Source organism: Pseudomonas frigoris, from assembly GCF_047758635.1.
Classification (GTDB): domain Bacteria; phylum Pseudomonadota; class Gammaproteobacteria; order Pseudomonadales; family Pseudomonadaceae; genus Aquipseudomonas; species Aquipseudomonas frigoris.
In genome coordinates, this window is record NZ_CP180479.1 from 5112088 (window position 1) to 5124242 (window position 12155).

The following is a 12155-nucleotide window of genomic DNA, read 5'->3' on the forward strand; positions in this document are numbered from 1 at the left end:
GAGAAGCCTGATTCCTTTTTCTGGTGAAACTTCGTCACATCCATATGGGACGAACGAAGCTCGCCGCTGCAGGCTGAGTGCCATGCACCGACTTACGACAAATCAACGAGTTATGCCATGGATCTGCGCAGTAAAGGCAGCCACATCGGGCTACCTTGGAAACCGCCGGATGTTATCACAAGAGCCGCCACGCACCTATCCCCCTGATGCGCATGGAGCATAGTTAGTTGACCGGTGACAGGCTTGAAGGGGACGAGAGAGGCTTAGAGGGTTGCCGAATACAGAATTCAAGCTGATTTGTTGACTTTGCGGGCCCTATCGCGAGCAAGCTCCCACACTGACCGTATCTAACTGAAGATCTCGGTCAAATGTGGGAGCGAGCTTGCTCGCGATAGCGTCTCATCAGGCACCAGATATCTTTAATGCAGACGCTTGCGGCACATCAACTGCGCCATTTTCGCGGTATCCGGGCGTTCGACGATGCCTTTTTCGGTGACGATCGCATCGATCAAGTCAGCCGGGGTCACGTCGAACACCGGGTTGAACGCATCGACATCGGCCCCGACCCGCTTGCCGCCGACTTCCAGCAACTCGCGACCATCGCGCTCTTCAATCGGGATGTCATCACCGCTGGCCAGGTTCATGTCGATGGTCGAACTCGGCGCCACCACCATGAAACGCACGCCGTGGTGCATGGCGTTCACCGCCAGCTGATAAGTGCCGATCTTGTTGGCCACGTCGCCATTGGCGGTGATCCGGTCAGCGCCGACAATCACCCAGGTAATGCCTTTGGTCTTCATGATGTGGGCGGCGGCGGAGTCGGCATTGAGCGTGACGGGAATGCCTTCGTTTGCCAGTTCCCATGCGGTCAGCCGCGAACCTTGCAGCCATGGACGGGTTTCGTCGGCATAGACGCGCTCGACCATGCCTTCAATGAAAGCGCCACGAATCACGCCGAGCGCCGTGCCAAAGCCGCCGGTGGCCAGAGCGCCGGTGTTGCAGTGGGTCAAAATCGCCTGGGCATTGCCCTGGTGCTTGCGGATCAGATCCACACCGAGTTGCGCCATGGTCAGGTTGGCTTCGCGATCACTCTCGTGAATGGCGATAGCCTCCGCCTCCAGCACCGCCAGCGGATCGGCGTGATGCTTCAGACGTTCAAGCCGGTCGCGCATGCGGCCCAGGGCCCAGAACAGGTTGACCGCGGTCGGACGGGAATCGGCCAGCAGCGCGAAATCCTCTTCCAGCGCCGCCTGCCAGTCACCGCCCTTGGCAAACCGCGCGCGGGCCGCCAGCACAACTCCATAGGCGGCACTGATGCCAATTGCCGGCGCGCCGCGCACCACCATCGAGCGAATGGCCTCGGCCACGCCAGCAGCGCTGGTGTAGGCGATCCAGGTTTCCTCGAACGGCAAAATACGCTGATCCAGCAGGTAAAGGGCGCCATCACGCCAATCGATGGCCTTCACCTTCTCCGCAGCCAACAGTCGATCGCGCATCCGTCACCCCGTACTCATGAACAAAAGCCGTCGATTATAGCGATCCCCCTGCGAAGACGCTCGGGTATACTTCGCCATCCTTTACAAAAGCTCTGGAACCGATTCTCGATGCCGAACACTGCCGCTGCGCTCGACTTGCTATTGCTGCCGACCTGGCTGGTACCCGTCGAACCCGCTGGCGTTGTCCTCAAAGAGCACGCCCTGGGCATCCGCGACGGACGCATCGTATTCATCGGCCCGCGCTCGGCTGCGCTGAAGCTTGACGCAACCGAAGTCCGCGAATTGCCGGACATGTTGCTCTGCCCCGGTTTGATCAATACCCACGGGCATGCGGCGATGACGCTGTTCCGTGGTCTGGCCGATGATCTGCCCCTGATGACCTGGCTGGAAGACCACATTTGGCCGGCCGAAGCCAAGTGGGTCGATGAAGCTTTCGTACGTGACGGCACTGACCTGGCGATCGCCGAGCAGATCAAAGGTGGCATCACCTGTTTCTCTGACATGTATTTCTTCCCGAAGGTTGCCAGCGAGCGCGTCCATAACAGCGGCATTCGCGCACAAATCGCGATTCCGATCCTCGATTTCCCGATCCCGGGCGCCAGCACGGCGGACGAAGCCATTCGTCAGGGCGTCGAATTATTTGGCGATCTCAAGCATCACGAGCGCATCAAAGTCACCTTCGGCCCCCATGCACCCTACACGGTGGGCGACGAGAACCTGGAGAAAATCCGGGTGATCACAGAGGAACTGGACGCCTCGATCCACATGCACGTCCACGAAACCGCCTTCGAAGTGCAGCAGTCCGTCGAGCAACACGGCGAGCGCCCATTGGCCCGCCTCGGGCGCCTGGGTTTATTGGGGCCGCGCTTCCAGGCCGTCCACATGACTCAGATCAGCGATGAAGACCTGGTGTTGCTGGTAGAAAGTAACACCAACGTGATTCATTGCCCGGAATCCAACCTGAAGCTGGCCAGCGGGTTCTGCCCGGTGGAGCGCTTGTGGCAGGCTGGCGTCAATGTGGCGATCGGCACCGATGGCGCGGCCAGCAACAATGACCTGGACCTGCTCGGCGAAACCCGCACCGCCGCTTTATTGGCCAAAGCTGTTGCCGGCTCGGCCACTGCGCTGGATGCCCATCGCGCCCTGCGCATGGCCACGCTCAACGGTGCCCGCGCGCTGGGCATTGAGTCCGAAGTGGGATCGCTGGAAGTCGGCAAAGCGGCAGACATCGTCGCGTTCGACCTCTCCGGCCTGGCGCAGCAACCGGTCTACGACCCGGTTTCGCAGCTTATTTATGCCACCGGCCGTGACTGCGTGAAACACCTTTGGGTCGCCGGCAAGCAACTGCTCGACGACCGCCGCTTGACCCGCTTGGATGAAGAACAGCTCTGCGCCACGGCCAAGGCCTGGGGCCAGCGCATCAGCGGCCATACCGAATCGTAAGCCCCCCGGACTCACCAACGGGGCAACAGGATTTTTCAAGTTTCAGAGGACTTAATCATGAGCAACGTCGACTACGCCGAAATCGCCAAATTCGAAGCCCTGGCTCATCGCTGGTGGGACCGCGAAAGCGAGTTCAAACCGCTGCACGACATCAACCCGCTGCGGGTCAACTGGATTGACGAACGGGTCAACCTGGCCGGCAAAAAAGTCCTCGACGTCGGTTGCGGCGGTGGCATTCTCAGCGAAGCCATGGCCCAGCGCGGCGCTACCGTCATGGGCATCGACATGGGCGAAGCGCCGCTAGCGGTCGCGCAACTGCATCAACTGGAATCCGGGGTGAGCGTCGAATACCGGCAGATCACCGCCGAAGCGCTGGCTGAAGAAATGCCTGAGCAGTTCGACGTGGTCACCTGCCTGGAAATGCTCGAGCACGTGCCGGACCCATCCTCGGTGATCCGCGCCTGTTTCCGCATGGTCAAACCCGGCGGCCAGGTGTTCTTCTCCACCATCAACCGCAACCCGAAGGCGTACCTGTTCGCCATCGTCGGCGCGGAATACATCATGAAGCTGCTGCCGCGCGGCACCCACGATTTCAAGAAATTCATCCGCCCTTCAGAGCTGGGTGCCTGGAGCCGCATGGCCGGCCTGACCGTCAAGGACATCATCGGCCTGACCTACAACCCGCTGACCAAGCACTACAAACTGGCCTCCGACGTGGACGTCAACTACATGATCCAGACCCTTCGCGAGGAGTAAGCCGATGCGTATCAGAGCAGTTCTTTTCGACATGGACGGCACCCTGCTCGACACCGCGCCGGACTTCATTGCGATTTGTCAGGCGATGCGCGCCGATCGCGGCTTGCCGCCGATGAACGACAAACACATTCGCGACGAGATCTCCGGCGGCGCCAAGGCGATGGTCGCCGTGACCTTCTCCATGGACCCGGAATCACCGGGTTTCGAGGAATTACGCCTGGAGTTTCTGGAGCGTTACCTCGCCGGTTGCGCGGTTCACAGCAAACTCTTCGACGGCATGGGCGAACTGCTGGCCGACATCGAAAAGGCCAACCTGATCTGGGGCGTGGTTACCAACAAGCCGCTGCGGTTCGCCGAGCCGATCATGCAGCAACTTGGCCTGGCCGAGCGCTCGGCGCTGTTGATCTGCCCGGACCATGTGAAGAACAGCAAACCGGACCCCGAGCCGTTGATCCTGGCGTGCAAGATGCTCGACCTGGACCCGGCCAGCGTTTTGTTCGTGGGTGATGACTTGCGCGATATCGAATCCGGTCGCGATGCCGGCACCAAGACGGCCGCCGTGACCTATGGCTACATTCATCCGGACGATAACCCGCGGCATTGGGGCGCGGATGTGGTGGTCGATCATCCGCTGGAGTTGCGAAAAGTGCTGGATAGCGCTTTGTGCAGCTGCTGATTCAAATCAAAAGATCGCAGCCTGCGGCAGCTCCTACAGAGGACCGCGATCGGTGTAGGAGCTGCCGAAAGCTGCGATCTTTTTCGGCCCTGTTAACGGATTATGTTGAGGTTTCTTATGTTTGATTATTCCGCCCGCCCAGAATTGCTCAAGGACCGGGTCATCCTGGTCACCGGCGCTGGCCGTGGCATCGGCGCTGCCGCCGCAAAAACCTTCGCTGCACATGGCGCCACCGTGCTGCTGCTGGGCAAGACCGAGGCCAACCTGACTCAGGTCTACGACGAAATCGAAGCCGCCGGCCATCCACAACCGGCCGTAATCCCGTTCAACCTGGAAACCGCCCTGCCCCATCAATACGATGAGCTGGCAGCGATGATCGAAACCGAATTCGGCCATCTCGACGGTTTGCTGCACAACGCGTCGATCATTGGCCCGCGTACGCCGATCGAGCAGCTGTCCGGCGAAAACTTCATGCGTGTCATGCACGTCAACGTCAACGCCATGTTCATGCTCACCAGCACCCTGTTGCCGCTGCTCAAGCTGTCTCAGGACGCTTCGGTGGTGTTCACCTCCAGCAGCGTCGGCCGCAAGGGTCGTGCGTATTGGGGCGCATACGGCGTGTCCAAGTTCGCCACCGAAGGCTTGATGCAAACCCTGGCCGACGAAGTCGACACCGTGGCACCGGTGCGCTCCAACAGCATCAACCCGGGTGCCACCCGCACCAGCATGCGCGCCCAGGCTTACCCGGGTGAAAACCCGCTGAACAACCCGACGCCCGAGGAGATCATGCCGGTCTACCTCTACCTGATGGGTTCGGACAGCACCGGCATCAACGGCCAGGCGTTCAACGCTCAGTAACGCCCGCGCGTCGCTTTTGTGCCGCGACGACTTCCCGTCGCGGCATTCAAAGTGCGTCGTAACCAACCCATTACACGTCAAACAACTGTCATAGAAACCGGCGACATCTTTCAAACACAGCTCAATACTTTGATTTAGAACGCTTTTTATCCGACTGAACTGAATGGCACGAGTTTCGCTCTAAATTTGCTCAGACACGCAGTGTGAAAGCAAACGGGCGGACGCCTCAGCCGACAGGTTACTTATCGTCGGCAAAGCGGACTAAACTTGGGCCAAATGTCCTACGGGACTGATGGACCAGTATGACGCGCAGCCCAAAGCCGCTCTCACCCAGCCTGTAAGACAGCCTTACTGCTTAGGGGCGCACGCCATATGAAATCACCTTCCCAGACCAACGCAATTGACTTCGATAGCGCCAAATTGCAACGCCTGGGCTTTGGTCAGCAGCCTACCCTCATCGAGAGGCCCGTCAGCCTTTCGCAACTGCGCCAGCAACTGAGCCTGCAGCTGCAAACCAGTCTTGAGCCGCAACGCATTCTCGGGCTCTTCTTCCGTGAGATTCAGCGACTTGTACCGCTTGACGCCTTGACGTACGAGCACACGTCCAGCGACTTGCGCCTGGAATTCGGCCTGCGCGGCCATCATTCGATCAGCTACAGCCTCAGCCATGAAGGCGAGGATCTGGGTGAACTGGTATTCCGCCGCAATCAGCGTTTCAGTGAGCAGGAACAAGGCAACCTCGAGTCACTGCTGTCCGCATTGCTGTATCCGATGCGCAATGCCTTGCTCTACCGCGCTGCCACCCAAAGCGCCTTGCGCGATCCGCTCACGGATACCGGCAACCGCATTGCCATGGATCAGACCCTGCAACGGGAAATCGAGATGTCGCTTCGGCATCTGCAACCCTTGTCGCTGCTGATGCTGGACATCGATTACTTCAAACGCATCAACGACAACCACGGACACAGCGCCGGCGATGACGTGCTCAAGGCCGTTGCAGCCTCGATCAAAAACCAGTTGCGCAACGTGGACATGGTCTTCCGCTTTGGGGGCGAAGAGTTCCTGATCCTGCTTTCCAACACGAGTCGTGAGGCGGCAGCCATGGTTGGCGAACGGCTACGATTTGCAGTGCAGGCAGAGGAATATTCGGCCGACGGCCATGCGATCGAGCTGACGGTCAGCCTTGGCTGCTCGACGCTATTGCCCGGCGAGTCTGCCGAAAGCCTGTTGCGACGGGCCGACAGTGCGTTGTATGTGGCCAAGCGCGAGGGACGTAACCGGTTGGCGATGGCGGGTTGAATGCCCAGAGCGGGCACGCTTGGTTAGCGGCACGCAACGAAAGGAATTAGCGCACAGCGCCGCGCAATTCCCCCACCAACCCTTGCAACCGGGCTGGTTCTGCCACTTCAACCGACACCGCAGGCCCTGCCACCAGCGTCACCCGTGACCACAACCGGCGAAACACGCCCTTTTGCGGATCGCGGCTGAAGAAACTCCCCCACAAGCCCTGCAATGCCAACGGAATCACCGGCACCGGCGTTTCTTCGAGAGTCCGCGTCAGCCCGCCCTTGAACTCGTTGATCTCGCCATCGGCGGTCAATTTGCCCTCAGGGAAGATGCACACCAACTCGCCGTCCTTCAGATACTGAGCAATGCGCGTGAAGGCTTTTTCGTAGATCTGAATGTCTTCCTGACGCCCCGCGATCGGAATGGTCCCGGCCGTGCGGAAGATGAAGTTCAGCACTGGCAAGTTGTAGATCTTGTAATACATCACAAAGCGAATCGGTCGACGCACCGCGCCGCCAATCAGCAAGGCGTCGACGAAGGACACGTGATTGCACACCAGCAACGCCGCGCCTTCATCGGGAATCAGTTGCAGATTGCGATGCTCCACGCGGTACATGGAATGGCTGAGCAGCCAGATCATGAAACGCATGCTGAACTCGGGGACGATGCTGAAGATGTAGGCGTTGACGCCGATGTTCAGCAGCGACACCACCAGGAACAGCTGCGGGATCGACAGTTTGACCAGGCTCAGCAAGACGATCGAGACAATCGCCGAGACCACCATGAACAGCGCATTGAGAATATTGTTGGCGGCAATCACCCGCGCCCGCTCGTTCTCGGGGGTACGAGACTGAATCAGCGCGTACAGCGGCACGATATAGAAACCGCCGAACACCCCAAGCCCCAGAATGTCGATCAACACCAGCCAGGCGTGGCCAAAACCCAGGACTTCGATCCAGCCATGGCCTGTAACGCTGTCCGGAATTCCACCGGAATGCCACCACAGCAGCAAACCAAACACGGTCAGACCGAACGAGCCGAACGGCACCAGACCGATCTCGACTTTGCGGCCGGACAGTTTCTCGCAAAGCATCGAACCCAACGCGATACCGACCGAGAACACGGTAAGAATCAGCGTCACCACGGTTTCGTCGCCGTGCATCCACTCCTTGGCATAGGCCGGGATCTGCGTCAGATAAATCGCCCCGACAAACCAGAACCACGAGTTGCCGACAATCGAGCGTGACACCGCTGGCGTCTGCCCCAAGCCCAGCTTCAACGTGGCCCAGGACTGGCTGAAAATGTTCCAGTTCAGACGCATTTTCGGGGAGGCGGCTGCGGCCCGTGGAATGCTGCGGCTGGCCAGATAGCCGAGCACCGCAACACCGATGATCGCCGTGGAGACGATCGGCGCGTAATGACTGGACGACATCATGATCCCGGCGCCGATGGTCCCGGCGAGGATCGCCAGGAAGGTGCCCATTTCCACCAGGCCGTTGCCACCCACCAGCTCTTCGTCACGCAAGGCCTGCGGCAGGATCGAATATTTCACCGGCCCGAACAGCGCCGAGTGAGTGCCCATGGCGAACAGCGCCACCAGCATCAGCGACAGGTGATCGAACATGAAACCGACCGCGCCTACCGCCATGATGGCGATTTCCCCGAGCTTGATCAGACGAATCAACGCGTCCTTGGCGAACTTCTCCCCGAACTGCCCGGCCAGCGCCGAGAACAGGAAGAACGGCAGAATGAACAGCAGCGCACACAGGTTGACCCAGATCGAGCGATCACCCTCGATAGTCAACTTGTAGAGAATGGCGAGGATCAGCGACTGCTTGAAGATGTTGTCGTTGAACGCCCCGAGCGACTGCGTGACGAAGAACGGCAGGAAGCGCCGGGTGCGAAGCAAGGTGAACTGTGAGGGGTGACTCATCTTCCATGTGTCCCTGATGTTGGGTAGAGAGTGGCGTGGATGCAGTTATTGGAATATCGAACGACGATCCAGGCCACACATTACCTAAAACTTGCAGGTTATTTCTTTAATCCTGCAATGCACGGCGAGACAAACAACTCGCCCCGCCAGGCGCCCTGCACCGTCCGTTTAGCGACGATCAGCCACATCACCGCCAGCAACATCACCAGCACACCGCCGAAGGCACTGAAAAACGTCAGGTTCAAGGTGCTGGCCAGTTTCAACGTCGCCAGGGAATAGACGCCCAGCGGGAAGGTGAAACCCCACCAGCCGAGATTGAAAGGGATGCCGACGCGCAGGTAACGCAGGGTGATGAGCACCGCGATCAGCATCCACCACAGACCAAAGCCCCACAGGGTGATTCCGGCCACCAACCCCAGCCCTGCGGCGATTTCACCGATGCCCGGCAGACCGTTGGCAGAGAAGATCGCCGGTGCGTCCGCGCCCAGCAGCAACATGCCCAGCGCCCCGGTGCCGATTGGGCCGAGCGCTAGCCAGCTGGAGGCGGCCATGTTTTGGTGGGGCAATTTATGCAGTGCCATGCGCAGCAACAGAATGGTCAGAATGCTGAACGCCACCGGTAGGGAAAAGGCCCAGAGCACGTAGCTGGTCACCAGCACCACCAGTTGCGAATGGGCATCGGCCAGGTGTGGCGCCAGCAGACCACCGCTGGCGGCCGCCACTTCTGCCGCCACCACCGGCAACAGCCAGACGGCGGTCATCTGATCGATGCTGTGCTCCTGACGGGTGAACATCAGGTAGGGAATCAGCACGCCGCACGCCACAGACATCGCCACATCCAGCCACCACAGCACCTCAACGAGATGAATCACGCCCTCGCCCCAACGCGGCAGACCGAACACCAGAAAACCATTGATGATGGTCGCCAGGCCCATGGGGATGGTGCCAAAAAACATCGAAACCGTGGAGTGACCGAAAATCCGCCGCGCCTCATCGAAAAACAGCGCCCAACGCGCCGCATACATAACCGTGAATAAAACGAACAGCACAATATTGAACAGCCAAAGGGCTTCGGCAATCGCGTGTAAACCGGCATTTGCGCCAGGCAGCTGCGCCAGCGCCAACGCCAGCACACCGGTACCCATGGTGGCGGCGAACCAGTTCGGCGTGAACTGGCGGATGACTTCACGCGGATGCTGCAAATGACTGAAAGGTTTGAAACCGGCTGGGGCGGTGTTGGGGCATGTCATGGTGAACTCCTGTCCTCTGTTGAGGTGGAGCTCATGGTAGATCCGAATCGAATATCGATATAACGGGTAATATCTCTAACCGTTATCTGCTTTGCAGATATGGCGTCAAACGCTGCCTTCAGTTTCGATCACCAGGATTCTTGCCGCACCCTGCGGATGGGCAACGTGTTCGGTGCCGACGTCGGCATAGAAGATATCTCCTACACCCAACATCACTTCTTTCTCCTGCCCTTCTTCGCGATAACGCATCTGCACGACGCCATCCAGCACCACGAACACTTCTTGCCCATCATTGATGTGCCATTTATAGGGCTGATCGGTCCAGTGCAAACGCGTGGTGATGCCGTTCATGTTGGCGATATCCAAAGCGCCCCAGGCTCGGTCAGCGGTGAAGGATTTGCTGCGGATGATTTTCATGTGTCGGTCCGTCGAAAGGTATGGCGGAGCCAAGGCTAACGGTCATCGAACATCGGCGCCACAGACTTTCATGGACTGCTGACGCATCAACGCAAACAGAGCGCCGACCGAGAGAGTAATCAACACCGCGCCGTAACCATCGGTGGTGGCCACCAGCCCGAAGGTCCGGGTCAAGTTCCCGGCCAGCAACGATGGCAAGCAGAACGCCAGATAACTGAGCACGTAGTAAGCCGACATTAACCCTGCCCGCTGATGGGCCAGGGCCAGCGGCACGACACTGCGCAACGCACCGAGGAAACCGGCACCGAAACCGCATCCGGCCACCAGCGTGCCGACGAAAAACAGAGTCAGGCTGGCGCTGTGCACCGCCATCAGAATCAGCGCGACGCCGACAGGCAGCAGACTGCCGCCCAAGCACAACACCTTGTCGGCCGGCCGATTGCGCAGGGTGTAGATCATCAACGCACCGGTCACCGTCAACACGGCCACCGTCGCACCGCCAATCAGATTTGAGGTCGATCCCGTGGCCGTGCGCACCAACGACGGGGCCAAAGAAGCGTAAAAACCACCGAGCGCCCACACCGCGATATTGATCGGCAGCACCAGCCACAACGCGCGCCGCGCCTGGATCGGCACATGCAGTGTCGGACGCAGCGAAGCCCAGACTCCCGGTTGGGGGCTGACGCTTTCCGGCAAGCGCCAGACGTACAGCGCTTGCATCACAAACAGCGCGAACAGCACCCAATAGGTCAACTGCAATGGCAACGGCGCAAACTCGGCCAATAAGCCGCAGCCCATGGCGCCCAACGCCATGCCCAGCAACGGCGCAACACTGTTGACCAGCGGCCCTTGCTGGCGATCGGCGTCCAACAGCGCCGCGCTCAATACGGCAGTGGCCATCCCTGTAGCAAAACCTTGAAGCACTCGCGCACTGATCAACCAGGCGACACTGTCTGCATTGATAAACAGCAGCATCGCCAGCATGTTCAACATCACAGCGGTGAAGATCACCGGTTTGCGCCCCAGGTAATCCGAGAGCGAACCAACCGTGAGCAACGCTGCCAGCAAGCTGATGGCGTACACGCCGAAAATCAGGGTCAGGGTCGCTGCCGAGAATTGCAGGTGCTCCTGGTACAAGTGATACAACGGCGTCGGCGCGGTGGAAGCGGCAAGAAAACTGAGTAAGGTGATCGCCAGGAACCACAGGCTTGAACGATTAGACGTTGAACTGGACATGGGCACACTCCGCTAAAGCTAACTTTTTGCTTTTGCGGAGTGTGCTACCGGCTAGCGCTTAAAGCAAATTCTTTGTGTTAAGGTCCGATGCATGGCTATTAAAGAAGGTTTACGCCCGGGCGGCCGCAGTGCCCGGGTGCAAGAGTCGGTTCATTCGGCAGTCCGCGATCTCCTCGAAGAGCAGGACCGCACCACCGTGACCGTTCCGCAAATCGCTGCGCGTGCCGGCGTCACGCCGTCGACCATCTACCGGCGCTGGGGCGATCTGTCGGTGTTGTTGGCGGATGTCGCCCTCGCCCGCATGCGCCCCGAGAGCGAGCCGGCCAATACCGGCAGCCTGCGCGGTGACGTGCGCGCCTGGGCCGAGCAGTATCTGGACGAGATGAGTTCCGAGCCCGGCCGCAACATCTTGCGCGACGTGCAATGCAGCACCACACCGGCCCTTTGCGCGACGATCATTGGCGGGCAGTTGCAGACGATTCTGGATCGTTACCCCGATCAGTCGAAGCCGAACGTTGATCGGCTGATTAACATGGTGGCCGCGCCGACGGTGTTTCGGATCCTGTTTTCAGCGGCGCCGCTGGAGGTTGAGGAATTGCATCGGTTGATCGAGATTGCGTTGAGTCAGTGAGGCCTCATCGTCGGAACGCCGCCCGGAGCGAGCTTGCTCCGGGCGGCGTTCCGACGATGAGGCCTGCACAAACACCAAAGATCCAACTGACAAACACCCTGCGACACCCCGCCGCGCCGCGACCTTGGTCGACACTGACTAACCCCTGCCATCGTGCGAGACTGTCTGTCCG

General features: G+C 59.7%; 11 protein-coding genes. 6 read left to right on the forward strand and 5 right to left on the reverse strand.

The window, feature by feature from the left end:
- Positions 1–419: 419 nt before the first annotated feature.
- Positions 420–1496: an S-methyl-5-thioribose-1-phosphate isomerase gene (gene mtnA, locus ACMXYH_RS23455; RefSeq protein ID WP_129442395.1), complete on the reverse strand. Its 1077-nt coding sequence runs from the start codon at positions 1494–1496 to the stop codon at positions 420–422.
- Between the two features lie 108 nt (positions 1497–1604).
- Between mtnA and ACMXYH_RS23460 the strand changes: the two genes are divergently transcribed.
- From ACMXYH_RS23460 to ACMXYH_RS23480, 5 genes are all read left to right on the forward strand, one after another.
- A complete protein-coding gene (locus ACMXYH_RS23460) occupies positions 1605–2939 on the forward strand; it encodes a TRZ/ATZ family hydrolase (RefSeq protein WP_415765118.1) in 1335 nt (444 codons plus the stop codon).
- 57 nt (positions 2940–2996) lie between these two features.
- Positions 2997–3695: a bifunctional 2-polyprenyl-6-hydroxyphenol methylase/3-demethylubiquinol 3-O-methyltransferase UbiG gene (gene ubiG, locus ACMXYH_RS23465; RefSeq protein WP_033055822.1), complete on the forward strand. Its 699-nt coding sequence runs from the start codon at positions 2997–2999 to the stop codon at positions 3693–3695.
- A gap of 4 nt (positions 3696–3699) precedes the next feature.
- Entirely contained in the window at positions 3700–4371 is a 672-nt protein-coding gene (gene mupP, locus ACMXYH_RS23470) for an N-acetylmuramic acid 6-phosphate phosphatase MupP (protein WP_056744070.1), read from the forward strand.
- A 117-nt stretch (positions 4372–4488) separates the two neighbouring features.
- Positions 4489–5229, forward strand: a complete 741-nt coding sequence (locus ACMXYH_RS23475; protein WP_415765119.1) for a YciK family oxidoreductase — start codon at positions 4489–4491, stop codon at positions 5227–5229.
- Positions 5230–5601: 372 nt separating this feature from the next.
- Positions 5602–6528, forward strand: a complete 927-nt coding sequence (locus ACMXYH_RS23480) for a GGDEF domain-containing protein (protein WP_415765120.1) — start codon at positions 5602–5604, stop codon at positions 6526–6528.
- A gap of 46 nt (positions 6529–6574) precedes the next feature.
- Here ACMXYH_RS23480 and ACMXYH_RS23485 read toward each other — a convergent pair whose 3' ends face one another.
- From ACMXYH_RS23485 to ACMXYH_RS23500, 4 genes are all read right to left on the reverse strand, one after another.
- Positions 6575–8449, reverse strand: a complete 1875-nt coding sequence (locus tag ACMXYH_RS23485; RefSeq protein WP_415765121.1) for an MFS transporter — start codon at positions 8447–8449, stop codon at positions 6575–6577.
- 98 nt (positions 8450–8547) lie between these two features.
- Entirely contained in the window at positions 8548–9699 is a 1152-nt protein-coding gene (locus ACMXYH_RS23490; RefSeq protein WP_415765123.1) for a TDT family transporter, read from the reverse strand.
- 105 nt (positions 9700–9804) lie between these two features.
- Positions 9805–10116, reverse strand: coding sequence for a cupin domain-containing protein (locus ACMXYH_RS23495; protein WP_415765124.1), 312 nt, complete (start codon positions 10114–10116; stop codon positions 9805–9807).
- A 42-nt stretch (positions 10117–10158) separates the two neighbouring features.
- Positions 10159–11352 (reverse strand): MFS transporter, encoded by a 1194-nt coding sequence (locus ACMXYH_RS23500; protein ID WP_415765125.1) that lies wholly within the window; start codon positions 11350–11352, stop codon positions 10159–10161.
- A gap of 91 nt (positions 11353–11443) precedes the next feature.
- On the opposite strand from ACMXYH_RS23500, the gene ACMXYH_RS23505 reads away from it, so the two are divergent.
- Entirely contained in the window at positions 11444–11983 is a 540-nt protein-coding gene (locus tag ACMXYH_RS23505) for a TetR/AcrR family transcriptional regulator (protein ID WP_415765126.1), read from the forward strand.
- Positions 11984–12155 lie beyond the last annotated feature (172 nt).